25 protein-coding genes and 1 pseudogene are annotated in these 26,198 nt (G+C 52.5%); 15 read left to right on the forward strand and 11 right to left on the reverse strand.

Going from position 1 to position 26,198, the window contains the following annotated elements; translation table 11 throughout:
* Positions 1–16 precede the first annotated feature (16 nt).
* The 11 genes and pseudogenes from L1047_RS02140 (at position 17) to L1047_RS02190 (ending at position 11,808) form a co-directional block, all read left to right on the forward strand.
* A complete protein-coding gene (locus L1047_RS02140; RefSeq protein WP_235277055.1) occupies positions 17–1,195 on the forward strand; it encodes an ABC transporter substrate-binding protein in 1,179 nt (392 codons plus the stop codon).
* A gap of 82 nt (positions 1,196–1,277) precedes the next feature.
* A complete protein-coding gene (locus L1047_RS02145) occupies positions 1,278–2,195 on the forward strand; it encodes an ABC transporter permease (protein WP_235277056.1) in 918 nt (305 codons plus the stop codon).
* A gap of 13 nt (positions 2,196–2,208) precedes the next feature.
* Entirely contained in the window at positions 2,209–2,997 is a 789-nt protein-coding gene (locus L1047_RS02150) for an ABC transporter permease (protein ID WP_235277057.1), read from the forward strand.
* Between the two features lie 34 nt (positions 2,998–3,031).
* The gene (locus L1047_RS02155) at positions 3,032–4,123 is read left to right on the forward strand and encodes an ABC transporter ATP-binding protein (protein WP_235277059.1); all 1,092 of its coding nucleotides are present in this window, start codon (positions 3,032–3,034) and stop codon (positions 4,121–4,123) included.
* A 55-nt stretch (positions 4,124–4,178) separates the two neighbouring features.
* Positions 4,179–5,801, forward strand: coding sequence for a gamma-glutamyltransferase family protein (locus tag L1047_RS02160; protein WP_235277060.1), 1,623 nt, complete (start codon positions 4,179–4,181; stop codon positions 5,799–5,801).
* A 99-nt stretch (positions 5,802–5,900) separates the two neighbouring features.
* Positions 5,901–6,518, forward strand: coding sequence for a hypothetical protein (locus L1047_RS02165; RefSeq protein ID WP_235277062.1), 618 nt, complete (start codon positions 5,901–5,903; stop codon positions 6,516–6,518).
* Positions 6,519–6,521: 3 nt separating this feature from the next.
* Positions 6,522–6,959: an SRPBCC family protein gene (locus tag L1047_RS02170; RefSeq protein ID WP_235277064.1), complete on the forward strand. Its 438-nt coding sequence runs from the start codon at positions 6,522–6,524 to the stop codon at positions 6,957–6,959.
* A gap of 37 nt (positions 6,960–6,996) precedes the next feature.
* Positions 6,997–7,578 carry a peroxiredoxin family protein gene (locus tag L1047_RS02175; protein WP_235277065.1) on the forward strand — a complete coding sequence of 194 codons (582 nt, stop codon included), beginning with the start codon at positions 6,997–6,999 and terminating at the stop codon, positions 7,576–7,578.
* Positions 7,579–7,622: 44 nt separating this feature from the next.
* A complete protein-coding gene (locus L1047_RS02180) occupies positions 7,623–9,257 on the forward strand; it encodes an ABC1 kinase family protein (protein WP_235277067.1) in 1,635 nt (544 codons plus the stop codon).
* A 456-nt stretch (positions 9,258–9,713) separates the two neighbouring features.
* Positions 9,714–10,997 (forward strand): annotated as a pseudogene (locus tag L1047_RS02185) (CmpA/NrtA family ABC transporter substrate-binding protein); the annotation flags it as partial.
* 85 nt (positions 10,998–11,082) lie between these two features.
* Complete coding sequence (locus tag L1047_RS02190; protein WP_235277069.1) at positions 11,083–11,808, forward strand: carbonic anhydrase; 726 nt, start codon at positions 11,083–11,085, stop codon at positions 11,806–11,808.
* 251 nt (positions 11,809–12,059) lie between these two features.
* Here L1047_RS02190 and L1047_RS02195 read toward each other — a convergent pair whose 3' ends face one another.
* Entirely contained in the window at positions 12,060–12,752 is a 693-nt protein-coding gene (locus tag L1047_RS02195; RefSeq protein ID WP_235277070.1) for a Uma2 family endonuclease, read from the reverse strand.
* Positions 12,753–13,728: 976 nt separating this feature from the next.
* Between L1047_RS02195 and L1047_RS02200 the strand changes: the two genes are divergently transcribed.
* Entirely contained in the window at positions 13,729–14,430 is a 702-nt protein-coding gene (locus L1047_RS02200) for an MgtC/SapB family protein (protein ID WP_443081698.1), read from the forward strand.
* Positions 14,431–14,457: 27 nt separating this feature from the next.
* Here the strand turns inward: L1047_RS02200 and L1047_RS02205 are convergent, their stop codons facing one another.
* The 4 genes from L1047_RS02205 to L1047_RS02220 all read right to left on the reverse strand — a co-directional run bounded on the left by L1047_RS02205 (position 14,458) and on the right by L1047_RS02220 (position 16,823).
* Entirely contained in the window at positions 14,458–15,081 is a 624-nt protein-coding gene (locus L1047_RS02205) for a TMEM165/GDT1 family protein (RefSeq protein ID WP_235277072.1), read from the reverse strand.
* A 260-nt stretch (positions 15,082–15,341) separates the two neighbouring features.
* A complete protein-coding gene (locus tag L1047_RS02210; RefSeq protein WP_235277073.1) occupies positions 15,342–16,031 on the reverse strand; it encodes a cysteine hydrolase family protein in 690 nt (229 codons plus the stop codon).
* 32 nt (positions 16,032–16,063) lie between these two features.
* Entirely contained in the window at positions 16,064–16,477 is a 414-nt protein-coding gene (locus tag L1047_RS02215; protein ID WP_235277075.1) for a 2TM domain-containing protein, read from the reverse strand.
* A gap of 73 nt (positions 16,478–16,550) precedes the next feature.
* On the reverse strand, positions 16,551–16,823 hold the full coding sequence (locus L1047_RS02220) for a TfoX/Sxy family protein (protein WP_235277077.1): 273 nt from the start codon (positions 16,821–16,823) through the stop codon (positions 16,551–16,553).
* A 148-nt stretch (positions 16,824–16,971) separates the two neighbouring features.
* Between L1047_RS02220 and L1047_RS02225 the strand changes: the two genes are divergently transcribed.
* Together L1047_RS02225 and L1047_RS02230 are read left to right on the forward strand one after the other, a co-directional pair.
* The gene (locus tag L1047_RS02225) at positions 16,972–17,514 is read left to right on the forward strand and encodes a PadR family transcriptional regulator (protein ID WP_235277078.1); all 543 of its coding nucleotides are present in this window, start codon (positions 16,972–16,974) and stop codon (positions 17,512–17,514) included.
* 77 nt (positions 17,515–17,591) lie between these two features.
* On the forward strand, positions 17,592–18,614 hold the full coding sequence (locus L1047_RS02230; protein ID WP_235277079.1) for a phosphate ABC transporter substrate-binding protein: 1,023 nt from the start codon (positions 17,592–17,594) through the stop codon (positions 18,612–18,614).
* A gap of 96 nt (positions 18,615–18,710) precedes the next feature.
* On the opposite strand, the gene L1047_RS02235 is transcribed toward L1047_RS02230, so the two are convergent.
* From L1047_RS02235 to L1047_RS02255, 5 genes are all read right to left on the reverse strand, one after another.
* The gene (locus L1047_RS02235) at positions 18,711–19,742 is read right to left on the reverse strand and encodes an ABC transporter permease (RefSeq protein ID WP_235277080.1); all 1,032 of its coding nucleotides are present in this window, start codon (positions 19,740–19,742) and stop codon (positions 18,711–18,713) included.
* Positions 19,743–19,774: 32 nt separating this feature from the next.
* Complete coding sequence (locus L1047_RS02240; RefSeq protein ID WP_235277081.1) at positions 19,775–20,578, reverse strand: ABC transporter ATP-binding protein; 804 nt, start codon at positions 20,576–20,578, stop codon at positions 19,775–19,777.
* Between the two features lie 479 nt (positions 20,579–21,057).
* Entirely contained in the window at positions 21,058–21,528 is a 471-nt protein-coding gene (locus tag L1047_RS02245; RefSeq protein WP_235277082.1) for a DUF2996 domain-containing protein, read from the reverse strand.
* Between the two features lie 63 nt (positions 21,529–21,591).
* Positions 21,592–21,957 (reverse strand): NAD(P)H-quinone oxidoreductase subunit M, encoded by a 366-nt coding sequence (locus tag L1047_RS02250; protein ID WP_235277083.1) that lies wholly within the window; start codon positions 21,955–21,957, stop codon positions 21,592–21,594.
* A gap of 161 nt (positions 21,958–22,118) precedes the next feature.
* Entirely contained in the window at positions 22,119–23,255 is a 1,137-nt protein-coding gene (locus L1047_RS02255; protein ID WP_235277085.1) for an iron-containing alcohol dehydrogenase family protein, read from the reverse strand.
* A gap of 458 nt (positions 23,256–23,713) precedes the next feature.
* On the opposite strand from L1047_RS02255, the gene L1047_RS02260 reads away from it, so the two are divergent.
* On the forward strand, positions 23,714–24,880 hold the full coding sequence (locus L1047_RS02260) for a DUF2252 domain-containing protein (protein WP_235278834.1): 1,167 nt from the start codon (positions 23,714–23,716) through the stop codon (positions 24,878–24,880).
* Between the two features lie 50 nt (positions 24,881–24,930).
* On the opposite strand, the gene L1047_RS02265 is transcribed toward L1047_RS02260, so the two are convergent.
* Positions 24,931–26,133, reverse strand: a complete 1,203-nt coding sequence (locus tag L1047_RS02265) for a GAF domain-containing sensor histidine kinase (RefSeq protein ID WP_235277086.1) — start codon at positions 26,131–26,133, stop codon at positions 24,931–24,933.
* Positions 26,134–26,198 lie beyond the last annotated feature (65 nt).

Below are 26,198 nucleotides of genomic sequence, written 5' to 3' on the forward strand. Positions count from 1 at the left end.
AAATCAGGAGTGATTTGTGAGTACGTTCCAGAATTTCAACCGTCGCCGATTTCTACAACTGAGTGCATTGGCCAATGCGGGCTTGATCACTTGGTTCTATGGGCCTCGAGTCTCCTTTGCCCAATCTAACTTGCCTGCTCCTCCACCGGCTGGCCCGATCGATTTACAAGCAGCTGGCGGTATGGAAGGGCTAATCGCAGCGGCCCGAGCGGAAGGTGAGCTTTCCACAACTGCTCTGCCGGATGACTGGGCCAACTACGGAGGCATGAAAAAAACCTTCTTCAGCCGGTACAACTTTCTCAAGCACAATGACCTGACCCCAGAGGCCAGTTCTGCTGAAGAAATTGAACAGATCAAAGCCAACGCCGGCAACAAAGGGCCACAAAACCCAGATGTCATCGACGTTGGATTTGTCTGGGGTGCAGCCGCCAAAGCCGAGAACCTTCTACAACCCTATAAAGTCGCCACCTGGGATACCATCCCCGACGAGATTAAAGATCCAGACGGCTTTTGGTATGGCAACTACTACGGCACCATGGCTTTTGAAGTGAATGCTGATGCAGTGCCCTTCGTGCCTCAAGATTGGAATGATCTCTTGGATCCCCGTTTGAAAGGTTTAATTGCCATCAACGATCCTGTGGCCGGTAGCCAGAATACCCACTCCGTTTGGGCCGCATCTTTGGCCGATGGCGGATCTTTGGATCAACCGGAAAAAGGCATCGAATTTTTCAAGAAATTGGCTCAGAGCGGCAATTTGGTGCCGACGGGAACTTCCCCCTCGGCTCTGGTAAGTGGCGAGCTGCCCATCACCCTGCGCTGGGACTACAATGCCTTGGCCACCCGTGACAACAACGCCAACCTGGCCAACATTCAAGTGATCTATCCCAAGAGTGGCACCCTGGCCGGGGTGTACCTCTGTGCCATTAATGCCTACGCCCCGCGACCCCATGCGGCTCGGTTGTGGATGGAATTTGTCTACAGCGACGAGGGCCAGCTCCTGTGGTTAGAGGGGTACGCCAAGCCGGTGCGCTTCGACGACATGCTCAAGCGCGGGGTGATCCCCCAAGAGTTGCTGGCTCAACTGCCTGCTGCCGATGTGAGGGTGGAGTTCCCCTCCCTCGAACAGTTGAATACTGGGCTGCAATACATTCGGGACAACTGGGCTAAGGAAGTGGGGATCACCTACGCCAGTTAACCCCTTGAGTGCTCTGCAAAGTTTCCCCAGCGAGGGACTTTTGCACCACAACTCCGCATCCGTTGGTTTGGGAAAAGGGCACATGACCACCACCGTCACCGCCGCACAGCAGGCTCTCAAGCCTTCTCCTCCTAAGCGTTCAGAGCTTTGGAAGGGGGTGCCCTGGGATTGGTTGGGGTTAGTGCCCTTTTTTGGTTTTGTTGCTGTCTTTTTGGTTTTTCCGGCCCTCTCCATCGTGACCAGGAGCTTTTCTGATGGGAGCGGCAATTTTACCCTGAGCAATTTGCACAGCCTCACCAACCCAGTCATTACCCTGGCCTACCGAAACACCCTTTGGGTCAGCGTAATCACCGCCCTCAGTGGATCCCTGCTGGGTGGGTTGTTGGCCTGGGCGGTTACTTTAGGGGGGCTGCCCCGCTGGATCCGCAGCTCTGTGCTCTCGTTTTCGGGGGTGGCTGCCAACTTCGCTGGGGTGCCGCTGGTCTTTGCTTTCGTCGCCTTGCTGGGTCGCATTGGCCTGCTCAACCAATTATTGCGCCCCACCGGTTTGCAAGTGGATCCGCAACGGTTCCTGTACGGCTTCTGGGGACTGTGCATCGTCTACACCTATTTCCAGATCCCGCTGATGGTGCTGATCATGGCCCCGGCTTTGGATGGCCTGAAGAAGGAGTGGCGCGAAGCAGCCGAGAACTTGGGGGCCAGTCAGTGGCAGTTTTGGCGCTACATCGGCTTGCCGGTGCTGATGCCCGCCCTTTTGGGATCCGCTGCGCTGCTGTTTGCCAATGCCTTTAGCACCTATGTGACGGCAACCGCCCTCCTGGGAGCCATCGGCCAAACCTTTGCCGTCACGATTGTGGTGGCCAACCAGTTCCGCACCGATACCTTTGGGGATCCCGGCTTGGGCTACGCCTTGGCCTTCAGCATGATGGTGGTGATCGCCATTACCGTTGCTCTGTACACCTACAGTCGTCGCCAAGCGGAACGCTGGCTGCAAAAGTGAGAGGGATCTGCCGATGAACACGAGCAAACGAGCCCCCGTCTTTGCCTGGTTGTGCTTGGGTGTGGCCTTAGCCTATCTGTTTCTGCCATTGGTCGCCATGGTCTGGTCATCGGTGACCTCTCCGCGCGGGTTTTATCTGGATGCCTATGTGCAGATTTTTCAGGCCCCCCGCATTGGGGAGACCTTCTTTTTCTCCTTTCAGGCAGCGATTTTAACCATCTTGATCAGTGCGTTGCTGGTAGTGCCCACCGCCTACTGGGTGCAGTTGCGCCTGCCCAAGGTACGCCCGATCATCGAGTTTTTGACGGTGATCCCGTTGGTGATCCCGCCTTTGCTGATGACCTTCGGCATGATCCGCTTTTTCAACAACACCCCCCTTACCAATAGCAACCAAGGCCTCTACTGGATGATGTTGGGGGCCTATGTGATCATCTCCTTCCCCTTCATGTACCGTTCGGTAGATGCCGGGATGCAGTCGGTGAATATCCGCGTCCTCACGGAAGCCGCCCAAAGCCTGGGGGCCAGTTGGTTCAATATCCTGTTCAAGGTGATTTTCCCCAATGTGTTGGTGGCGGTGCTGAATGGCAGTTTCATCACCTTTTCCATTGCCCTCGGGGAGTTTACGGTGTCTTCCTTGCTCAACCAACCGGCCTTCAGCCCCTACATGTTGGACTTGAGTTACCGACAGGGGGATCTGGCGACCGCTTTGGGCATTGTCAGCATTGGGGTCACTTGGGCCTGTATTGCTGCCATTCAGCTCTTGGGCCGGGGCCGGGGCGGTGTGCATCCAACGGGAGTTTAGTTCGTAGTTCGCAGGATTTCCATGAGGTTTGGCCATGAGCTTTTTAACCCTGACCGGCATTCGCAAGGAATTTGGCAAGTCTGTCGCCGTGCAAGACTGTAACCTCCAGGCTCATCAGGGGGAGTTCGTTACCTTTCTGGGGCCGAGTGGTTGCGGTAAGTCTACCGTGCTGAGAATGGTGGCCGGATTTGAGCAACCAACTCAGGGCAGCATTGTCATCGATGGCCGGGATGTGACTGCTCTGCACGCCAGCAAGCGCAACATCGGCATGGTGTTTCAGCAGTATGCGCTCTTCCCCAACATGACGGTGGCCGAGAATATTCAATTTGGCCTCAAAGTGCGGGGGGCCGATGGCTCGCTGCGACAAGAACGGGTGAGAGAGCTGCTCGAGATCATCCGTATGGAGGCCTTTGCCAACCGCTATCCCCATCAACTTTCGGGTGGGCAGCAACAGCGGGTGGCCTTGGCGCGGGCTTTGGCCATTCGGCCTCAAGTGTTGCTCTTGGATGAGCCGTTGTCTGCGCTGGATGCCAAAATTCGGGTTTCACTGCGCCAGGAAATTCGCTCCATTCAACGGCAGTTGGGCATTACCACCATCTTCGTTACCCATGACCAGGAAGAAGCCCTCACCATTTCTGATCGGATTGTGGTGATGAATTTCGGCCTGATCGAACAGGTGGGCCGCCCGATGGAGATCTACAACCAACCGCAAACCCAGTTTGTCGCCTCGTTTATTGGCACGTTGAATGTACTAGAGGCCCAGGTGGTGGATCCCCACCAAGGGTATATCCACGTAGAGGGTCAGCCCGTGCGCACCAGTGAAGCCCTGCGGGAAGTGGGAAAAACGGTGTCGGTGGCGATTCGCCCCGAGTCAATTGCTTTGAACCACAGCAACGGTCACCCCAACAGTCTGCGGGCCACGGTGGACGATGTTTATTTTCTCGGTTCGGTGGTGCGGATTCGGACTCGGCTGGGATCCCAGCATTTGAATGTGGATACCTTCAACAGCCCTGGTCTGTCGGTGCCCACCCCTGGGGATCCGGTGACTCTCAACTTCAGTGCCGAAGCAGCCAAGGTTTTGCAGGAGAGGGCCAGGGTTGAGTCAGGGATCCCCAGTTTGGTGTAGATGAGCCCTCATCTTCTAGACTGAACGGAGTCCCTCCTTCTGGCAAGACTTGCGCATGACTTCCGCCTTCCTGGGCCAGGATCTAAGCCACTATCCTTTTACTTCGCAGCGGCGGGTGGTGATGGGAAGGCGAGGTGCGGTGGCTACTAGCCAGCCCTTGGCGGCGATGGCAGGGATGGAACTGTTTTGGGCTGGGGGCAATGCGGTGGATGCTGCCCTGGCGATGGCGATTGCTTTAACGGTGGTGGAACCCACTTCCAATGGCATCGGCTCAGATGCGTTTGCCTTAGTGTGGGATGGGGCCCATCGTTTGCATGGTTTGAACGCATCCGGTCGCAGCCCGGCGGCCCTGACTCCCCAACACTTTACGGGTTATGAACGGATCCCACCCTTAGGTTGGTTGACGGTGACCATACCGGGGGCGGTTTCTGCTTGGCAAGCCTTGCATCGGCGCTGGGGTCGGCTACCTTTTGAGCGGTTGTTTGAGCCCGCCATTCGTTTGGCACAGGAAGGGTTTCCGGTTTCTCCTCGGATTGCCCAACTGTGGCAGGCGGCTGAGAAGACCTATTTACCCCTCCAGGATCCCTGTCATCAACCTTTTCTAGAGGTGTTTTTCCCACAGGGTCGTGCTCCCCGGGCCGGAGAGATCTGGGGCAGCCCCCGACATGCCCAAACCCTAGAAACCCTGGCTCGCACAGGCGGAGAGAGCTTCTACCGAGGGGAACTGGCTCAGAAGCTGCTGGCTTTTTCCGAGTCAACCGGCGGGATCCTCTCGCCATCGGATTTGCAGACCCATCAAGCGGACTGGGTGGAGCCGATTTGCACCCACTACCGGGGCTATACCGTCTGGGAAATGCCACCCAATGGGCAGGGTATAGCAGCGTTGATGGCCCTCAACCTCTTGGAAGGGTTTGAGTTGAGCCGGATCCCTTATCACTCCAGTGAGCGCTATCACCTCCAAATTGAGGCGATGAAACTGGCCTTTGCAGATGTGCACCGACAGGTGGCAGATCCCGATTATCTGCAGGTGAGCCCGGCACAGATGCTGGATAAAGGGTATGCCGAGCAACGCAGGGGATTGATCCGGTCTGAGGCGATCCCGGTGGCCCAGCCGGGGCTACCCCAAGGGGGAACAGTGTATCTGGCGGCGGTGGATGGGGACTTGATGGTGTCGTTTATTCAGTCCAATTTCGATGGCTTTGGCAGTGGTTTGCTGGTTCCAGGAACCGGCATTGCCTTGCACAATCGCGGCACCGGTTTCACCCTCGAATCTGGGCATCCCAACCAAGTTGGCCCCCGCAAACGGCCCTATCACACGATTATTCCTGCCTTTCTTTCCAAAGATGGGATCCCGTTGGGGCCTTTTGGGGTGATGGGGGGAGCGATGCAACCGCAGGGGCATGTGCAGGTGGTAGTGAATAGAGTGGACTATGGCTTGAATCCTCAGGCAGCTCTGGATGCCCCCCGCTGGCGCTACCTACAGGGCAATCAGGTGGTGGTGGAGGCGACGGTGCCAGAATCGGTGGTGCAGGAGTTGGCGGCGCGTGGCCATCAGGTGCGGGTCATGCTCACCGAAGATTACTACGGCTTTGGTCGAGGGCAGATCATCTTCCGTGCCGGGGATGCCCTCATCAGCGCCTCGGAGCCGCGAGCGGATGGCTTGGCTTTGGCCTGGTAGATGGAGGGGATTGGGGATCTCCGTAGCCCACCGGTCTTGTGTTCGGCGGAGGTATCCGGTATAACCCAGTTAGGGATCCCGAGCCGATGGAAGAGCTGCATGGATAGAAGCGGTTATGCTGCGTGGATGCAACTGGCGGCTGGGCTGGCGGCGGTTGGGTTCATGGGATCCCTAGTTGCCTGTGCCCCGGCTCCAATCTCGCCAGCAGAAGCTCAACTTCAGGATCCCGTTCGTCGACCCATCCGTCACATCAGTAAAGATGGCACCCGTTTTGAGGCTTCTCTGGGGGATGCTCGCGCCCTCCCCGCCCAGTTCCCGGCTCATTTGCAACTGCCGCAGGCCTCTGTGGTTTCTTCCGGACAGATTTGGGATCGCGAGGGGGGTATGACCTCCTTAATTTTGCAAACGGCTCTCCCTATGCAAGAGATCAGCACCTACTATCGCCGTGGTCTTTGGGGTCGGGGCTGGGAGATCCTCTCCGATGTTGAGCAGCCGGACGGGATCCGCACCTTAGTTTTTGAGTCTCCCCAGCGCTCGCAGCAGATGCCACAACAGGTGGTGATCCAGGTGGGATCCCCGCGCCAAGGGCCAGACCAAATCGAGCAACGGGATATCCTGATCTTGCTCAGCACTGTACCGGCAGGAGACTATGGTACCCAAGGCGATGGCTCCCCTGTGAAAGGCTGGAGTAAAACTGCACCTTCTCCCCTTCCCTAGAAGATGCCCCTCTACACACAATCCATTCCAATTGCCGCCCCCATCCCCCAGGTGGATCGCTGCATCACAGACTTAGACGTGATGAAACGCTGGCTCAACCCACTGTTGCAGTGTGAGGCCGTTGGATCCCCGGCAGCCAAGTTGGGCAGCCGCTACTGCTTTCGGATGCGGATTCCGTGGGTTTCCCCGCAGTTGGACTGCGTGATCACAGAGCGGGCCGTAGGGTTGGTGCAGTGGCAGTTTGAGGGATTTTTCACAGGAACCGATCGCTGGGAATGTTGGCCCGAATCGGGAGGAACTTTGTTGATCAATCGGTTTGAGTTTCACATTCCCAATCCCTGGGTGGCGGCGGGGTTTCACCTGTTGGCGGCAGGCCTGACGCAGCAGGATATGCGGGCACAGCTACGACGGCTGAAGGCGGTGGCGGAGTCTTTGGGTTAGGCTGGAGCCGAGTAGTAAAGAAATGTGACGGGCTGCAATGACCAGCAACACCGGATTATTTAATCGTCGTTTTGCCGATAACTTCATTCCCCAACCGGCCAACAACAGCCTAGAGATCGGCCAACTGACCCCTGATTTTGAGCTGCCGCGGGTGCAAGGGGATCCCGTGCGCCTATCGGACTACCGCGGCCAGAAGCCTGTGGTCCTGGCCTTTACCCGCATTTTCACAGAAAAACTCTTCTGTCCCTTCTGCTACCCCCACATTCAGGATCTGAAAGCTCGCTATGCCGAGATTCAAGCGCTGGGGGCGGAACTACTGATGATCACCAGCACCGATCCGATCCAGAGTGAACAAATCCAAACCGATCTGCAGCTGCCCTATCCGCTGCTGGTGGATCCCGACTGCACCACCTTCCGACTGTATGGTGTCGGTCAGGCACTGGGGGCACCGCTGCCGGGACAATTTGTGCTCGACCAAACGGGCAAACTGCGCTTTAAGCACGTCTTTTCGTTCGCAGATCCCAATGCCGATACCGATGAGGTACTGCGGGTGCTGCGGGAAGGGCTGGAAACAGGTTGGGATGGCACGCGCAAGGCAGCCCCGATTCCCTTTTTATAGATTTACAGAATGGTTCGATACCATCCGTACACGGGAGAAAGGCTGTGGTGTTCGCTCGTCTGGCCCAAAGTGGGGCGCGTCAGGCCGAGATTCTGGAGGTAGTCTTGCGCCATGGCTGGGATTACATGCGGCGCTTGCTCTCTTTCGGGAAAGCTGGGGAACCCCAACTGCCCCCTCCCATGGTGCTGCGTAATATCTTGGTGGACTTGGGGCCGGTTTATGTCAAGCTGGGCCAGCTGTTGAGCACACGCCCGGATCTGTTGCCGCGTGACTATATTGAAGCCCTCAGTACCCTGCAAGCCAATGTGCCCCCTGTGCCCTGGAGCGCGGTAGAAATGCTCCTGCGCCAGCAGTTGCGCCAACCTCTAGAGCAGGTTTTCAGCAGCATTGAAACGGAATCTGTGGCTGCTGGCTCCATCGCCCAAACCCATCGCGCCTGTTTGAGCAGTGGAGAATGGGTGGCCCTAAAAATCCAGCGGCCTGGGTTGGAAGCAGTGGTGGAACGGGATACCCGCTTGATTCGGAGTATCGCTGAGCTGGTGGCCCAAACGGAATTTGGCAAGCTGGCGGATGTGGTTTCTTTGGCGGATGAGTTCTGTCGGGCCATTCAAGCGGAATTAGATTTCACCCAAGAAGCCCACCATACCGATCAGTTGCGGCAACATTTGCAAGGTAGCCGCTGGTTTGACTCAACACAGCTGGTCGTACCCCAAATTCACTGGCCCCTCACCACTCCGAAAGTGTTGGCGATGGAGTGGATCGACGGTCAACCGCTGCTGGAGGCGGATCGCAGCGACGGGGATCCCCGCAAAATGGCCCGCATGTTAACCCGTGCTTTTTTTCAGCAGATCTGTATTGATGGCTATTTCCACGCCGATCCCCACCCCGGTAATCTGTTTTATCTGGGATCTGGTCGGATAGCGCTCCTGGACTGTGGCATGATTGGGCGGCTGGATCCCCGCACTCAGCAAATTCTGTTGGAGATGATCCTCTCGATTGTAAGTTTGGATGCCCAACGCTGTGGGGAACTGACCTTGGAGTTGGCCCCCCCAGACCAGCCGGTTAACTTGGCCCAATTGCAAAACGACTACGAGCGCCTGTTGCGGCAGTACTACACCCTGAGCGTGTCAGAGTTGGATTTTAGCCAGCTCTTCTACGAGGTACTGCAGGCGGCCCGGCGGAACCACATTCGGATCCCAGGCAATTTGGGCCTCTGTGCTAAAGCATTGGCCAACCTAGAAGGGATCGCCCGCCAGTTAACCCCTGACTACAACTTGCCGGAGCAGATTCGCCCCTTGATGGCCGATGTCTTCCGGGCCCAGTTGGTGGGAGAAGCCCCGTTGCCCTCATTGTTGCGCACGGCGCTGGATTTGAAGAATCTGTCTTTGCAGTCACCCCGTCAGGTGGAGTTACTCCTCAGCCGTATCACCTCTGAAACCCAACGCTGGAACCTGAGCATGCGAGAGCTAGACGGGATCCGCAGCAGCCTGGATAATTCTGCCAATCGCCTTTCCTACAGCATTGTGGTGGGTTCTTTGATCATCGGGGCGGCCATTATTTCTGCCCAAACCCAACGATTTCAAGTTTTTTGGTTGAGCGAGCTGCTCTTTGCGGTGGCCAGTGTGCTCGGCCTTTGGCTGATCATCAGTATTCTGCGTTCCGGTCGCCTGCGGGGTTAGACTCAAGAACCCTTTGTTGAACGTACAAGGAGGAGCCGTTTGCCTACAGGATGCAGCTCCCACTGTAAACCAATGACTTGAGTGATCACGCCATAGTCCTTGTCTCTCTGCAGGAAAATCGGTACTGATGACAAAAACAGAGGCTAAGCGACTGGACTTCTGCTCAGAGAACATCTCCGCCAAACTTATCCGTAGTGTCAAAATAATTCTAAATTATAGACTAAAACCTATCATTCTAATAATAAAGAAATACTATACTCTATATATCTTTTGCGATAAGACATTAGGTAGAAATTTTTCTTTACCTAACTGAGTTTCTAAATAGTGTTGCAGCGCGATAAGGCTTACCGACATTTGTTGGAATTTGCTGGTGTGCCTGCTGTGTAATGTTGCGAAGTCACCTGTCAAGATTTCACAAGGAGTATTATGACCATGATGCGGATTCCACGTCGGTAATTTCTCGTATCTTCTGGTGCAGCAGCTCTAGGAGCAGCTGGAGCCGTTCTAGCAAACCCTAAACGGGGACAAGGTTACTATGTAGCTCAGGCTAGCGGCCCAGAAACTACTGGTATTCGACTGGGCTATTTGCCTATTCTAGAGGCAGCGCCACTCATCATTGCCAAAGAAAAGGGGCTGTTTACCAAACATGGAATGCCAGATGTGGAAGTTCTGAAGCAAGCTTCTTGGGCAGCCGCTCGGGATAACGTAGAAATTGGTTCCGCTGGTGGTGGTATCGACGGTGGTCAATGGCAAATGCCCATGCCTCACCTCATCACGGAGGGCGTGATTACGAAGGAAAACACCAAAATTCCGATGTATGTTTTGCTGCAAACTTCAACCCATGGAAATGGTATTGCCATTGCTGGTAAGCACTTGAGGAAAGGTCTTGATGTCAATGCCTCTAAAGCTGTTCAATACATTGCAGAATTGAAGTCCAAAGGTACTCCATTCACAGCGGCTTTTACTTTTCCCCGAGCCAATCAAGAGTTGTGGATTCGGCTATGGTTAGCGGGTAGTGATATTAATCCAGACGATGTAAAGCTGATTGTAGTCCCTCCTGCCCAAACAGTAGCTAACATGCAGACGGGGATCATGGATGGGTTCAGCACTGGGGATCCATGGCCCTATCGAATTTCTGCAGAAAACATTGGTTTCATGGCAGCCTTGACGGCTCAGTTGTGGCCAGATCATCCAGAAGAATATTTAGCGATTCGTGCTGATTGGGTGGACAAAAACCCTACAGCGACAAAAGCTCTTTTGAAGGCCATTATGGAAGCTCAACAGTGGCTAGACCAAGACAGTAATCGTCCTGAAGCAATCGAAATCCTTTCCAAGCGCAATTATTTGAATGTCCCGCCAGAGATTCTTACTCCCCCGTTTGAAGGTCGATATATTATGGGTGATGGCCGACCAGATATTAAAGATAAGATGATGGGGCCATTGTTCTGGAAAGATGATCGAGGCAGCGTATCTTACCCTTACAAGAGTCATGATTTATGGTTCTTAGTAGAAAATGTCCGCTGGGGATATTTACCTGCTAATACTGACCTCCAGGCCATTGTGAACAAGGTAAACTGAGAAGATATCTGGCGTGAAGCTGCCAAGGAGTTGGGTGTAGCTGAGGCTGATATTCCATCCAGTACTTCTCGTGGTGTTGAAACCTTCTTTGATGGCGCAAAATTTGATCCGAACAATACAAAAGCGTATTTAGACAGTCTCAAATTCAAAAATCTAGCCTAGATACGATTTTGCTGTTCGAATCTTTAAAGAGTTCACTCTTGGTCGTTTATCCATTCTGAGAGATTCATTCTGAGAGGCAACAAACATGACTCAAACATTTGGATTTGTGGGGCGACGTTCTCTTCTCAAAACTGTAGGGGCCTTGGGATTGGGCATGGCAGTTATAAGCAGATCCCCCCTCTTTGCTCAACCAAGTCGCAAGCCTAGCGATCAGCTTACGCCTGATGAGGCATTAAGTCTGTTGATGGAAGGAAATAAGCGTTTTGTCTCTGGAGAGACCCTTCATCCTCGCCAAGGAGTATCTGCGATCAGAGATGTAGCAGCAGATCAATTTCCTTTTGCAGCGTTCTTAAGTTGCGCTGATTCTCGCGTCCCAGTTGAAATTTTGTTTGATCAAGGCTTGGGAGACTGCTTCGTCTGCCGTGTAGCAGGAAATGTTCTTACAAAAGAGGCTCTAGGTAGTCTGGAATTTGGGACGGCAGTTTTGGGATCCCGTTTGATAATGGTATTAGGACATGAGCGTTGTGGAGCAATTGCTGCCGTATTTGGGCGGCAAGAATTACCTGCAACTCAAAATGATATTGCTTCTCTAGTGCCCTACATAGAGCCTGCTGTAAAAACCATCCAGGAGCAGTCTGCGAAAGCTCCCATTCCAGATGATGTAGAAGAGGCCATTAAACTGAATGTGAAAAATCAAGTTGAAGCCTTGTATAGCTCTGTACTAATCTCCGAGTTGGTACAGAAAAATGAGATTAAAATCGTGGGAGCCTATTATGACTTGGATACAGGAGAGGTGAGCATCATCACTTGAGTGATTCGATGCTGAAATGATGAATGGGTGATCTTACGACACAGTTTGGATTGGCCTTGCGGAAGGAACGTTCCTATAGATACAGAATTGAAAGCTGTCGGGGCGTTCTTTCTGCAGGGTAAATGTATTTGAGTGCAAAGTATTCTTATCATCAGCCTTGATCCGCAGTATCGACACCTCCTTTGCCTTTGGAATTGTGTAGATTGGACAGCCCAAGAGATCCGGGATGGGGGAGGTCTTCTTTAGGTAGGCTAGGTAGGCTCCCCACTTGAAGAGATCTGCTGTATGAATGTCTGATGTTCGGCTGAGCCTAAACCCTGTTGTAACACCGACAAGACCTTGGGCATATCTCCAGTCAATAGAGCCACCGGATCCAACCACAATCCAGGAAAGGCTTGACTACGAAGGATCCCTTGTTCATCTGGGATTTGGACTTGATAATCATCTGCTTTTAGACAAAACCAGTCTAGCTGCTGCTCTAGGGTGCGCCAGACAATGTAGTCTTGGATCCCATTGCGGCGATAGGCCCGTTTTTTATCGTGCAGATCAATCGAGGCACTACTCGCTGCAATTTCCACAATGAGGTCTGGGGATCCCTCGATGTAGTCATCTTCACTGACGATAGCTCCCCTGCCAGGCAGAAAGAGCACCACATCTGGCTGAGGTTCATTATCGGGATCCAGCCGTACGGTTGGGGTGTCGCCCAAAATCAAGCCAGGAGTGTAGGCGTTGTAAGTGCCAAGCCACGTCATGATCTGGCCGTGAGGTTGACCGTGGCTCATGATTCGCAGGGGGGATCCCATGATATAAACCACTCCCTCGATCAGTTCCGCTTTCTTGAGCTCAGGCATAGCCTCATACCGCTGTTCAAACTCAGTACGAGTTAGCCGATCCCCATTTTCTAGGGGCGGAATGCGAAGGGTTAGGGGAGACGAGGTAAGCATTAGAGCAGTCAGACTGGGATCCCTTTTGTTCTAACATTGGCTTTCTATCAGTACATCAAGAGTGCCCAAATTAGCCCTTCTAGCTCTGAACCCAGAGGGTATGGTAAAGGGTGAATATGGCAGTGACTTCAACGCGGAATCTCGATTCGGATCAGGATCCCGAATGCCAATATGTTATGGATTAGATGGTTATGGATTAGATGTGAGATCCACTCCCATCAAGTCTCACGTCATAATCGTCATTCGAATGCCCTAGTTCTGCCCAGTTCTGATCTGTGGGACAGACTTGCCGATGTGACTACACCGTGAAGATTCAACCGACGCACGAGGTGAAACAAGGCTGGGATCCCGTGCAGATAGACTTGAAGCAGGAGATAGATTATCGTACAAGCCATCACAATCGGGGTTAGAGCTTTCATCCACTCTATCTGGCATCCTAAACGGGATAGGCCAACGATGAGAACATCATCCACAAGACCGAACAAAAACGGCAGATAGGAAACCAGCAGACGAGGCGAAGTCTGGATGGGATCCTCAGAATCTGAATGCATGTAGAAGGTGGAGAAATCGATAGAAGCATCCATTCGAAAGACAGATCGGGGTTTCGTGAATCATGTCTCTGGGATGGAAGGAAACAGATAAAAAGTTAACCACTAAAAAGTTAACCACGGTTACAGCCTTTTCCAGTAATACATACTACGACCGATGTAGGCCAACCCTTTATCTGACAAGAATTTCTCAAGAATTTCTTCACTTTGTGGCGCACATAAAGTTGGAAAGGCTGTAAACACGTTGAACAGGCTACACGAGAAATGCCTTCTTTATTGATATCTCTAGATTCAGAGCTCTAAGCTAATGGTAGCACATGAATTTCGGGCTCTCATCCTAAAGAAAAGCTCAAGCATGGTTAGTCATCGAGATGACGACGATAGGATCGCGATGCAAGAATCCTGACATAGAGAGCTTTGTTATGCCCCTGTCTTGGCTGGATTTCTCCATTCGTTTAGGGGTCGCCTTTGCCCTGGGATCCCTGATCGGCTTGGAGCGGCAGTGGCGACAACGCATGGCCGGCTTACGCACCAATACCCTGGTAGCGACAGGTGCAGCTTTGTTTGTCATGCTCTCGGTTCTCACCCCGGATGAAGGCAGCCCCACCCGGATTGCGGCCCAAGTGGTATCGGGTATTGGTTTCCTGGCGGGAGGAGTCATTCTTAAGGAAGGCGCCAGTGTGCGCGGGTTGAATACTGCCGCCACCATCTGGTGTGCTGCAGCGGTGGGGGCATTTTCTGGAGCAGGGTATATTCTACAGGCAGCGATTGGAACTGGAGCGGTGTTGATCTCCAACATTCTGCTGCGGCCTCTTGGCTACCGCATTAACCAGCAGCCCCTCAAAGGTACTGAGTTAGAACTGGTCTACGAGTGTTCATTTACTTGCAAAAGCCTGGAAGAAGCTCATATCCGCGCCCTATTGCTACAGGCCTTGGCTCCTAGCCATCTGAAGTTGCGGGCCCTCCACAGCGAAGACCTGGAGGAGAAACCGGATCTTGTCAAGGTAGAAGCGGAAATGGTTACCCAAACCCGCGATGATCAGTCTCTAGAAGTGATCGTTAGCCGTCTGAGCTTAGAACCGGGAGTGCTCGCCGCCAGTTGGCGCATTATCGAACAAGAATTTGGATAGGGCTCCCTTTGCATTGGGCTTGGAGCCTTAGCTGAGCAGTTCCCAACCGGTCAACAGAGCAAAGCCCAGGAATAAGGATCCCCCAATCCAGTGGATCGCCCGTTCAGAAATGTGATTTGCCAAGAATCGACCTCCTAGCACAGCAACCCCCACCATCAGGCCATGTCCAAGGGTTGCCCCTGCCAATACACTGAATCCCGGATGGGCCGCGGCCAAAGAAATCGTAGCCACTTGGGTTTTGTCTCCGAGCTCCGCCACCGCCGTCAGGGTAAAGGCTTCGGAAACAACTGCCCAAGCCCCGCCTCGACCTGCCCCCTTTTCTTCTGCCTGCTCCACGAGCTTTAGGGCTTCTTCCTCCTCTTCCATTTCATGTTGGGGAGTCATTTGGTGGGCTTGCGAGAGCATTTTCAGCCCAAAAGCCAAAAACACCCCGGTGGAGAGGATCTGCACCCAAGTGGCCGGAAACAAGCTGAACAACAACTGGCCCACTGCCACCGCCAGCACCGTCATCACGGCCAAAGCCGCCCATGCCCCCAGAAAAACCCAGCGGCGGGGATGTCGCATGGCTAGAATCAGGGGGGTGAAAAAGGTTTTATCCCCAAACTCCGCTACTGTCACCAGCAGCAAACTCGCCACAAAACCAGCCCACATCTTGTTGCCTCCAACCTCTCTTGTGTGCAGAAGGGGTCACACATCGGAGCGAGGCCGGAGAAGTCAGACAGACTCACCAAGCTCACCCCTGCGTAAACTCAGTGAAAGTCTCGTCACCAGAACGCCAAACTAAGTTGGTTCTGTCTTCTGCACCGGGCCATTGTGGCCAGTATGTCGATACAGAGTGCGGCGAACCGCCAGACTACTCCCTTTCAGAATTGAATCGTAACATGTTGCTTCACAGGTGAGTGCGGCGGAGTCTAATCGTTTGGACCTAATGCCCTCTGAATTTCCTGCGCAGAGGTCGTCCAACCCACGATGCCTCCCTGCGCCCGAATCATTTCTAGGGTAGATTGCTTAAATTGCGGGAAATAACTGGCGGTGCAATCTTCTACCATCAGACATTCGTAGCCCCGATCATTGGCTTCCCGCATGGTGGTTTGCACACAGACTTCTGTGGTGACTCCGGTGAATAACAGATGGGTGATCCCTTGTTTCTGCAAAATGTCTTGCAGCTTGGTCGCGTAGAAGGCCCCCTTGCCAGGCTTGTGAATGACAATTTCCCCCTCAATTGGAGCCAGCTCTGGAATAATCTCGTTGCCCTCTTCTCCTCGGATTAAGATCCGCCCCATGGGGCCTGCATCTCCGATCGTCAGGGATCCTTTGTGCCCCAAAGCCTTACCGCGCCTCCGTTTGCTGATGGGACAATCAGAGAGATCCGGCTGATGACATTCCAGGGTGTGGATGACTGTCAGCCCCTTTTGTCGGAAGAAGTCCAGCAACCCCTTGAGGGTAGGCACAATCGCTCCCAGGTGTACGACATCATTGCCTAAGATCTCTCCAAATCCTCCTGGCTCGAGAAAGTCCCGTTGCATATCGATGATCACCAAAGCCAACTGAGACAGGCTAGGAACCTCATAGTCGTAGGGTAAGGCCGGGATCCGAAACATAGTGCTAAGCAGATAGGGATTAACAAATTACGTTAGCAGCTAACCCCCCCTTTTTTACACCCAATTTTCAATTCCTCTACCGGAGTTGTGGCTTTCAGTCCCCACCCTAATCCCATGCCCAAAATGGGGAAAATGGCCCAGGTTATCCGCCCTGCCGTGAACAGGTTAATCAAGACCAAAAAAATACCAGTCATCAAGTATTGGATCCCAATTTGTCGAATTTTTGCTCGATGTTTACGGTGCTTTTCATCCAACTGCGGTTTAGGCGGCGCAGTCGGCTCTAGGGGGTGGTCAGTGTGAATGGCTTGTTCCAAAATGTCTTGAGAAATTCCCAGTTCAAAAGCCATTTCTTGCAGGTCTTGCGCCGTAAAGGTTTCTGTTTGGGCACGTTGGGATAGGGCACGGGTTAAAATTCGCTCTACGTCCGCTTGAGAATAGTCCGTCATGATTGGGTCTCCATAGAGAATAATGAATCAAAAGGTTTGGGCCTTCTGCCTATTCAAAAAGGGATCCCCTTCGCTAATCCTTAAAGCTTGTTTCTGCCAGCAACTTAGCTTTGACTTCTGAAGGCAAGTCATCCCAATGCACGCCGTCCAAGGCTCCCTGCAAAGAGTAAAGGTAGTAGCAAACCGGGATAGTCACTTCAGGATGGTTGGCTCTGACCCGCTTGTAGGTATTGGCCACCCCAACCGACTTGAGATCCCCCACCGTTTTTACCCCCACTTCTGCCAAGCGCTTGGCAACGGTTGGGCCAATGTTCTTCAACTCACTTAGAGGTATCGAATCCTGCATACGCCCTCCTGTTTAACCTCAGCCCTGCTCTACCTAGCACCCCTACCCAGACCCAAACCATCTGAAATCTCGATGTTCGTCTGCTTATGCAACTGAGTGCATAACTAGAATGTATATACACCCAGTTGCATACGTCAAGAGGGATCCCTTGGCCTTAACCCACGCAATTTTGGCAGCCTTACAGGAAGAACCCTGCAGCGGTTACGACCTGACCAAACGGTTCGATGGCTCTGTTGGTTTTTTTTGGCAAGCTAGCCACCAGCAGATCTATCGGGAGCTGAGCAAACTGGAGGAGATGGGCCTATTGCAATCGGAGGTGATCCGCCAAACTCACCGACCGGACAAAAAGATTTACCGGGTCACCCCCAAAGGGCTGAATTACCTGCGCCAGTGGATTATGGAACCAGGGGCAGCCTCCCCGACACGGGATGAGCTGCTGGTGAAAACCTTCGTCGGGCACTTGGTGGATTGGCCTGCTTTCAAAGCCCTACTCGAACAACAACGGGGGCAACATCTGGAGCGACTGGCCATTTACCGCCGCATCGAAGAGCAATACTTTGCCGATCCCAAAACTTTGCCGCGACACTACCGTTTTCAGTACGCCACCCTCCGCAAAGGGATCCGTTTTGAGGAATCTTGGTTAGCTTGGTGTGAGGAGATCATGCTGCTGCTGCAACCGGATCTGCCTTAACCTACCGCTTGACCAGATCGACGCGACCGATTGGTACAACAGAGGAGAAAAGGTCTACATTGCCGTAGGGGGATCCCATGACTGCTCAACGTTCCGGCCCACCTCCAATTGTCTATATTCTCTTGCTGGGTTTGCTGGGGGGTGGCGGCTGGTATGCGTATAGCTCTGGCCTGCTGAATGCCCAACTCAATCCTTCTAAGACTGAGTCTACACCTACTCAGGCAGGGATCCCTGCCACTCAACCGACCCAGTTACAAAAAACAACACCAACTCAACCTCAAGCCCAAGTTCCCAATGCACCGGCGAACCCCATCAATTTGGATACCTCCTTGCCAAACCCGGCCGTGATCCAGATGGATGGCAGCGTCACCATGGTTCGCATTGTCTTGGCTTTGCGAGCCGGCTATACCCAAAGGAACCCCAGTATTCCCATCACCTACGGGATCCCGGATGGTAAACCGAATGGATCCAATGCTGGCATGCAGGCTCTCATGAATGGCCAAATTCAGCTTGCTGCTACCTCTCGCCCGCTGAATGCCACTGAAGTTCAAGCCGGTATACAAGCCATCCCGATTGCCAAAGATGCGCTGGCGGTGGCAGTGAGTATCAATAACCCTTACAAAGGCGGCCTGACGCTGCAGCAGCTAGCGGATATTTTTCAGGGGCGCATCACCAATTGGAGCCAAGTGGGTGGGCCGAACCGCCCCATTCGCGTTCTTAACCGGGCCCGCCAGAGCGGCACCTATACCGTTTTCCAAGATTTGGTTTTGTTGGGGTTATCTTTTGCCCCGGATGGGCCGAATTTCACCACTGCTAGTGAAGATGCTACCACACCGCTTTTGCGTGCTCTCGGTGAAGATGGCATTACTTACAGCACTGTAGACCAAGTGGAAAATCAGCAAACGGTGCGGATTGTGCCCATCGATGGCCAGATGCCCACCCGCGAGGCCATCCAAAGGGGCAGCTACCCTTTGTCCCGCAGTGTGTTCCTAGCCGTACCTCAGCAAACCAGCCCTGCTGTGGCCAATTTCATCAACTACGCCGCCTCTGATGCAGGTCAGCAGATCATCTCCCGCACCGAGTTCATCCCCCTGAGGTAGCTCCGAAGCTTCCGCCGATTTCGCCGATTTCTATTCACCTGTAAAGTTCTTGAGCTTGCTCGGCAGTGGGTTCCACGCCTACCTAGGGGAGTGCCCTCAGTTTTCTCGACGCATGGCGCTCTCATGCCACTTGCCCAACATCTTGTCGGATAAAGCACTCATGGAAACAAAGATCAAGATCCCCAAGCTGGTGACCATGATCAGGGCCGCAAACATTCGGGGCACCTGCAAATTAAAGCTGGAAATCAAAATTTGGTAGGCGATCCCGGCCCGTTGGCCACCCGTACCGGCAACAAACTCAGCCACCACAGCCCCAATCAAAGACAAACCACCACTGATGCGCAACCCTCCCATAAAGTAGGGCATAGCACTAGGCAAACGCAGATAGATCAGGGTTTGCCAACGATTGGCTTTATAAAGCTGGAACAGGTTCAGCAAATTGTGGTCGGCGCTATTTAGGCCCAGGGTGGTATTGGAAATAATCGGGAAAAAGGCCACAATCCAGGCGCAAACTACCATGGCAGCAAAAGTGTTGTTACGTAACCAAATGATGATCAGCGGCGCGATCGAGACAATTGGCATGGTCTGCAAAATCACCGCATAAGGGAAAAAGCTGCGCTCAATCCACTTGCTTTGGGTAAACAAAATCGAGATTAAAAGCCCCGATATCGTGGCACAAAAGAAGGCCACCACCGTAATTTGCAGCGTGATCAGCAGGGAAGGGAAAAGCGTTCCCCATTCTTGAAACAGAGTTTGCACCACCAAAATCGGCCCTGGCAACAGGTAGTGGGGCATTCCCGTCACTCGCACCGCCACTTCCCAGCCCACCAAGAAGAGGATCCCGACGATCACTGGGGCAATGATATCCAGATTGAACCATTTGCGCAGGTTCAGCCCTGTGGGTGATATCACGGGAGTACTCTTCACAGAGGCAGTATCTGTCTGTGGGGGTCTGAGTTTTTCTCCAACCGTACCGGCCAGTTTGGGCAGATCCCAATCCGGCAAGTGCAGGGGAAAGTCCTCAGCTACGCCCAAAAGGGATCCCAGCCAGCGGTGCAGCCTGGTCAGAATTGGGGTGAAACGGTCGAACATCATCGTGGGGTTTGGGGGTGAAAGGGCGCTAAACAACAGAAAACAAAGTAAATAAACAAGGGATCCCGTTAGCGGGAACGTCCAGCTGAGAGAGGGCGCAGGTGATGATCCTGAGCGGTACCGTGCATGGCTTCTTGCAAACGGGCCGAAACTTCGCGGCAGTAGTCGTTGTAGAGGGGTGAGGTGCGAAACTCCTCCGAGCGGGGATAGGGCGCATCGATGGGGATATCGGCCACCACCCGACCTGGGCGAGCTGCCATCACCACCACTCGATTGGAGAGGTAAACTGCCTCATAAATGTTGTGGGTGACAAAGATCACCGTCCAGCGTTTTGCTTGCCATAGTTCCAGTACATCACTGTTTAATTTGCTGCGGGTGATCTCATCCAAGGCCCCAAACGGTTCATCCATCAACAGCACTTGGGGTTTGGTGACCAGCGCTCGGGCAATGGAAACCCGCATCCGCATCCCACCCGATAACTCCCGTGGAAAACTGCGCTCAAACCCCCGTAAACTCACCAGTTGCAACGATTCCAACACATCTTGGTCGGCCTTTTGCTTGGGTTCACCCGCCAGCTTGAGGGGAAGCCGCACATTGTCCATCACTGTTGCCCAAGGCATGAGAGCTGGTTCTTGGAAGACAAAAGCCAGCTTGGGGTTCTCCGTCAAGGATTGACCCCATTCGATGGAGCCTGTGGTCATACCCCCCAGACCCGCGATCAGCCGCAGCACCGTACTTTTGCCACAACCGGATGGCCCTACCAAGCTGACAAACTGCCCTTCTTGGATGGTCATGTTCATGTCTTGCAAAGCCACCGTGCCATTGGAGTAAACTTTGCTGACATGGCTGAGGGTAATCACAGGAGCGGACATAGCTAACAATTCCTAAGGCTGAGGATAACGGGATCCCATTCCAAACAGGACGGGGCAACCTATTCATCGTAGACAGAATAGCCCTCACCGCCGCTGCTACTTGGTAGGCATGACTACAACTTTTGCCCTCAGGTCAGCCTTTTGGGGAGTTTCTCACGGAAAACTTGCGAGATACAGATCCTGAAGTTTGGCTATTTCGGTTCCATTGGGTTGGGTTGACCTTGACTCCGCGCTCGTTGATCTCTGCGGTTTATGTCGAATGACTGGAAGCTTGTTTTCTGAAAGCGGGGTTACAGGGTTGTGAGCACAGGAGGCGCAACTTTGACTGCGCTTAGGCAACGCATGGAAGAGCAGAGTTAGAACGATTACCCGAAAGACTGTTGGCAGTTGTAGTGAAAGCAGAGACTGCCTTCCTTACCTCAACAGCAACGTGCTAACGCGAGGTTAGTAGAATGCAGCGAATTTTGTTCAACACTACTTCAATACCACTGCTGGGCATAAAGCCGCTGTACCAGGTAAAACACCAGCAGATTGACATCCACCCGCCGTTCATCGATCATGAACGACTCAATGGTGCTGGCTGGGGATCCCTCGGTAGCACAGCGAAAGAACTTACGACCGTTGAGGGATCCCTCGGCGAACAACACACTAAATTGCTTTTTTCCGCCCGCAAAGGAGCCAAGCAAGGTTTTTCCCTCTAGGCGCAGTTGCAGATCCTCCACTCCCCGTTTTTGAAAAGCAGCCACCGCAGCTGGGATCACATCCTCAGTGATTTCTTGCTCAAAGGGTTTTTCTTCTTTAGCTTTAGCTGCTTTCTTGCCAGCTGCTTTTGGGGTTGCTTCAGCACCATCTGACTCGGGGGCAGCTGGTTTGGCAGCTTTGGCTCGAGAGGGCTTTTGGGCAGCGGCCTCTTCGGGCACAGAGGTTTCCGGGGTAGGTTCTCCAGACATAGGAAAAGCGCTCCAGCGATAAGTGCAGACAGAAATCCAGTTCAACAAGCAATGAGCAAGATACTAGCCTTTGGGGATGTACTGACCGACAATTTCTTCCGCCGGGATCTGGGGGAAACCCATGCTGAAGTTGGGGGTACGCCCCTGTAGGTTGTAGGCGATCTCCCCTTGCTTAAGCAGAGACCGAATGAAGTGCTCCAGATCCGATCCAATACGGCGCATATTGTACTCCGTTAAGTCCCGACCTTTGTAGCCCGCTACCAACTCCTCGAAGTGGGCATAGACCTTCTGGAGGGCGGCATCATTCCAGACCAGCTCGTTGTCCGGATCAACATCCAGGGTGAACAGGTCTTCTCGGGGCAGGAAGTCGTTATTCGCCGTGACCTCACCAGCAAAAATATGAACGTGGCGGGTGGTGCATTTCAGCATTGCAATGGCTCCGGTTGGGATCCTACGCTTTTTCTTAAGGTATCATCCCTCTTGCTGCTCAGAGGATCTCTGCTGCCAAGATTCCAGAAGATCGCTATTATGACTGGGCTGGGGCTCACGGAAAGACGGGCCTGCAAAGTCTCTGGGTCACCACAGATACTTCAAGGTTTGGGCACGACAGGACTTGAGCTGGTCAAATCGGTAGTGGTGAGAGCAACCAGTAGTGCTTCCGGGCTGACGGGAAACGGCAAGTGATGAATGTCTGATCCTGCTTGGCAGGCCACTTGAGCTGCTTGTAGGAGTTCGGCGGATCCCAGATGAGCTAGGTTCAAATCTCGCAAATTGAGGGGCAAGCCCACCTGACGATAAAACTCCATCAACTGGGTACGTGCCGCCAAAGCCAATTGACTCCCTTGCAGGATCTCTTCGAGGCGCAATTGGGCCAGGATCCCGAAGGCAACCTTTTCGCCGTGCAGGGTGGCACGATGCCCCAACAGATGTGTCAAACCATTGTGAACCGCATGGGCTGCTACTGTACGACATTTGGCCCCTCCCATGCCGCCGACGATCCCCGCCAGGCAAATACAGGCATCGACCACCTGCTTCCAGGCCACTCCACCGGGTCTTTGTAGGGCCGCCAGGGATCCCTGGAGCAGCAAATCCCGCAAAACGCGGGCCTGTTGCACTGCCCCAATTACCAAGGCATCCTCAGAAGCGCCACTACTGACGGAAGACTCATACCACTTGGCCAAGGCATCCCCAATTCCAGCTACCAAGGTGCGCGGTGGGGCTTGTCGAATCAGGTTGTAGTCGAGAATAAGGGCATCAGGCGCTTTGTCCAACGCCACATCCTGTTGAAAGGCTCCGGCATTGGAGTAGATATTGGAGAGAGCGCTCCAGGCGGCACAAGTGGCTGCAGAAGTGGGCACGGTCACAATCGGGAGCCGCAATCGATGGGCTACTAATTTGGACGCATCTAGGGCTTTGCCTCCACCCACCCCCAGGATGCCGGTGATCTGTTCCGCTGTTGTCAGAGCCTGCAAACGCTCCAACTCTAACTCGCTACAATCCACACCGTAGGTTGTCCAGTGGGTTCGAATCTCTGGATCCCGAGCAAAATTTTGCTCAAGAGCCGGCTGCACCACCGCCAAGGATCGTTCTCCCCCGATCACCAGCACATGGGATCCCAGTACAGTTAGGGGAACCCACTCTAGAATGTGGTGCCCCCGATACACTCGGCCTGGGGCAGGAATGGCAACATCAAAATCCAACTCAAAGTCAGAAGGGGTGCTCAACATCGGCAACAGCTTGGCAGGAAAGGGCTCAACAGCGGCTTAGTGTCCAGGAACACAGTGATGCTCCTAGCTGTAAATCTTATCTTGCCTCAGTCAGATACTCTGCCCAAAGCTAATTCAAAGCGGATAAGTACAGCCATCATCAGCGACACTGAAGCTAGCAAAAGGCTGGAGGTGTTGTACTCTATGACACAAATCTCTTCCAAAGATAGCCTATCCATCCAGGGATCCCTTCAACCTGGGGCCCTTCACTTGTCCAGCCCATTTAGTCCTCCCTCTCAACCCATGTCTCGTCCAGAGCGGCAAGCTGCTGGTCAGGCGTTGCGTCAAACTGTACCCCGATCCCTTCACCGAGAATGGCAACCCTCTCAGGCCCGTCAGGATCCGATTGCGCTCATTGAATTGAACAGTCCAACCAGGGGCGGAGGGCAGAGTTAATCCCAATTCGTTACTGGCGCATGATGCAATCTCCGTTCACGTTTCTACGGGGTAGCGCGATTGTTATGACAGCGGATTTGGCCACTACACCCTATACCGGGATCCCGGTACAAGCCTGTGGAGATTGTCATCTGCTGAATTTTGGTGGATTTGCCACCCCCGAACGAAATCTAGTCTTTGATATCAACGATTTTGACGAGACCTTGATAGCGCCCTGGGAATGGGATCTAAAACGACTGGCAACCAGTATTTATGTCGCTGGCCAAGCCTTACAACTGCCAGATCTTGCCTGTGTTGTAGCAACCCGAGCTTGCGCCCGAGCCTATCGACTGGCTCTAGCCCAATACAGCCAAATGCGAACCTTGGATGTGTGGTATGCCCGATTGGATGCGGATTGGCTAATTGAGCATGCGCCGGATACAGATACACGCAAGCATTGGATAGACATGGCGAAGAGAGCCTTTCAACAAAATATGAGTCGAAAAGCTCAAAAAATAACAGAAAAAATCAATGGAAAATGGCAATTTATTGAGGATTATCCTCTATTATTTCATCCTCCTAATCGCTCGGATTATTTTTCAGAAGTAGCCACTCTTTTTGAGGACTACCGAGATAGTTTACAGTGGGATAGACAGTTCTTATTAGATCGCTATCAATTGGTGGATGTAGCCCTCAAGGTTGTGGGAGTGGGTAGTGTCGGCACCCATTGTGGTGTAGCCTTGTTATTAGATGCTAATGGGGATCCCCTGCTGTTACAGTATAAACAAGCCCAGCCCTCCGTCTTAGAATCTCATCTAGAACCATCTACACATGAGCATGCAGGGCAACGCATTGTCACAGGGCAACGTTTGATCCAAGCCGCCAGTGATATTTTTCTGGGTTGGACGAGCAATACTGACGGACAAGACTTTTATTTTCGGCAATTAAAAGATTGGAAAACCTCTGTTAAGCTCAAAGGAATGTCAGCCTGTAGCCTGGAAGACTACTCTGAGATTTGTGGTTCTGCTCTGGCTCGTACTCATTCTCGGACGGGGGATGCAGCAATGATCAGCGGATATCTGGGAAAGACAGACACTTTTGATCAATTGATCACAGATTTTGCAATAGCTTATGCCCATCAAGTGGAGTTAGACTTTCAACGCCTAATAGAGGCAGTGAAATCTGGGCGCATCACTGCTAAAGAAAGGTAAAATAGGACTTGTTTGAAGTATAGATCTTACTAGCTCTTAAGTCAAGTAACCTATACAATAGTATTATTTTTTAGACTAGGAAGTTGAACCGTTACCATCGTTCCCGAAAAAGATGATTCAATCAACAGTTCGCCTTTGTGAGCTGTAATAATTCGCTTGCAGATAGCTAGCCCCAGCCCTGTTCCTGAAGGTTTTGTAGAGCAAAAAGGGGTAGTGAGTTTTGGTAATATATCGGTTGGTATAGGTTCACCCTTATTATGAAACTGAATAGTTATGTAACCAGGATTAACATCTGAAATAATGGAGCAAGTGACTGTTTCTTGAAGAGGAATTGCTTCAAAGGCATTTCGTAGTATGTTGATAAAAACCTGCCTTAGCTTATCCTTATCCGCTAACACGGAAAAAACTTGCCTTTCACGACAGTAACTCACAAAACGTCCTTTGGCTTCAGGTAGTTCTTGCACCTGACTAATGATGTCATCCAAAAACTCACCAGCATCTAGGCTGACAAGATTCAGAATTTGTGGTTTGGCATAACTCAGTATTTCTTGCAGCAATCGATTGAGTCGCTGTGCTTCTTCAACAGCAAGAGTAAGTCTCTCTTGATCAGCATCGGATTTTAATCTTCGTTCAGCATATTCTAACCCCATCTCGATCGTGGTCAGTGGGTTTCGCACCTCGTGAACGATCATAGCTGTAAATTCACCAATAGCAGCCAAGCGCTCTCGCTCAAGGAAGTTCTCTTGGGATTTTTTTAGCTCAGCAGAATAAGATAAAACTTCTTGAGACAAGCACTGATTTAATCTCAATTGCTGTTGATAAAGCCGATGATTTTCGATGGCGATAGAGGTTCTTTGTGCAAATAGCTCAATGATGTTAATTTCAGAAGCAAGAAAGAGTCTTGGCTTTTCCAGAAAGGAGCAGATTGTGCCAATGACATCCCCATCTCCAATTTTAAGGGGTACGCCTAAATAAGCAAGATAGTTCGAAGGCACTTTGTTGGAGTAAAGAAGCTGGCGACTATCAGGGATGATCACTGGCTTTCCAGATTGGATTACGTCTTCAATTAAAGTGTCATGCAGCAAAAAACCACTATTCTGATCCATTTCAATAGTACTAGCAATAATCTCAACTTTGTCTTCCGAAGAAATCGTAACAATTGTCCAGTCAGACTGAATAAATCGACTAACTCCTCTAACAATTTCTGTCAGATATGTCTCTAAATCTCTTGAGCGATAGCTAAGTGCAGTCAAATAGTCTAACTCAGTGAAGGGATGTGGAAAGGACAAGAAGCTTGAAAAATCAGGAGAAGAATAAA

Source organism: Synechococcus sp. Nb3U1, assembly GCF_021533835.1.
Classification (GTDB): domain Bacteria; phylum Cyanobacteriota; class Cyanobacteriia; order Thermostichales; family Thermostichaceae; genus Thermostichus.

What these genes read in the sequence shown, in the direction of transcription:
- L1047_RS02150 (WP_235277057.1), top strand. Translation starts at nt 2,209, where the DNA reads ATGAACACGAGCAAACGAGCCCCCGTCTTTGCCTGGTTGTGCTTGGGT.
- L1047_RS02195 (WP_235277070.1), bottom strand. Translation starts at nt 12,752, where the DNA reads ATGCTTACCTCGTCTCCCCTAACCCTTCGCATTCCGCCCCTAGAAAAT.
- L1047_RS02260 (WP_235278834.1), top strand. Translation starts at nt 23,714, where the DNA reads ATGCAATCTCCGTTCACGTTTCTACGGGGTAGCGCGATTGTTATGACA.
- L1047_RS02230 (WP_235277079.1), top strand. Translation starts at nt 17,592, where the DNA reads ATGACTGCTCAACGTTCCGGCCCACCTCCAATTGTCTATATTCTCTTG.
- L1047_RS02155 (WP_235277059.1), top strand. Translation starts at nt 3,032, where the DNA reads ATGAGCTTTTTAACCCTGACCGGCATTCGCAAGGAATTTGGCAAGTCT.
- L1047_RS02170 (WP_235277064.1), top strand. Translation starts at nt 6,522, where the DNA reads ATGCCCCTCTACACACAATCCATTCCAATTGCCGCCCCCATCCCCCAG.
- L1047_RS02165 (WP_235277062.1), top strand. Translation starts at nt 5,901, where the DNA reads ATGGATAGAAGCGGTTATGCTGCGTGGATGCAACTGGCGGCTGGGCTG.
- L1047_RS02245 (WP_235277082.1), bottom strand. Translation starts at nt 21,528, where the DNA reads ATGTCTGGAGAACCTACCCCGGAAACCTCTGTGCCCGAAGAGGCCGCT.
- L1047_RS02215 (WP_235277075.1), bottom strand. Translation starts at nt 16,477, where the DNA reads ATGACGGACTATTCTCAAGCGGACGTAGAGCGAATTTTAACCCGTGCC.
- L1047_RS02255 (WP_235277085.1), bottom strand. Translation starts at nt 23,255, where the DNA reads ATGTTGAGCACCCCTTCTGACTTTGAGTTGGATTTTGATGTTGCCATT.
- L1047_RS02190 (WP_235277069.1), top strand. Translation starts at nt 11,083, where the DNA reads ATGACTCAAACATTTGGATTTGTGGGGCGACGTTCTCTTCTCAAAACT.
- L1047_RS02145 (WP_235277056.1), top strand. Translation starts at nt 1,278, where the DNA reads ATGACCACCACCGTCACCGCCGCACAGCAGGCTCTCAAGCCTTCTCCT.
- L1047_RS02175 (WP_235277065.1), top strand. Translation starts at nt 6,997, where the DNA reads ATGACCAGCAACACCGGATTATTTAATCGTCGTTTTGCCGATAACTTC.
- L1047_RS02160 (WP_235277060.1), top strand. Translation starts at nt 4,179, where the DNA reads ATGACTTCCGCCTTCCTGGGCCAGGATCTAAGCCACTATCCTTTTACT.
- L1047_RS02240 (WP_235277081.1), bottom strand. Translation starts at nt 20,578, where the DNA reads ATGTCCGCTCCTGTGATTACCCTCAGCCATGTCAGCAAAGTTTACTCC.
- L1047_RS02205 (WP_235277072.1), bottom strand. Translation starts at nt 15,081, where the DNA reads ATGTGGGCTGGTTTTGTGGCGAGTTTGCTGCTGGTGACAGTAGCGGAG.
- L1047_RS02220 (WP_235277077.1), bottom strand. Translation starts at nt 16,823, where the DNA reads ATGCAGGATTCGATACCTCTAAGTGAGTTGAAGAACATTGGCCCAACC.
- L1047_RS02250 (WP_235277083.1), bottom strand. Translation starts at nt 21,957, where the DNA reads ATGCTGAAATGCACCACCCGCCACGTTCATATTTTTGCTGGTGAGGTC.
- L1047_RS02210 (WP_235277073.1), bottom strand. Translation starts at nt 16,031, where the DNA reads ATGTTTCGGATCCCGGCCTTACCCTACGACTATGAGGTTCCTAGCCTG.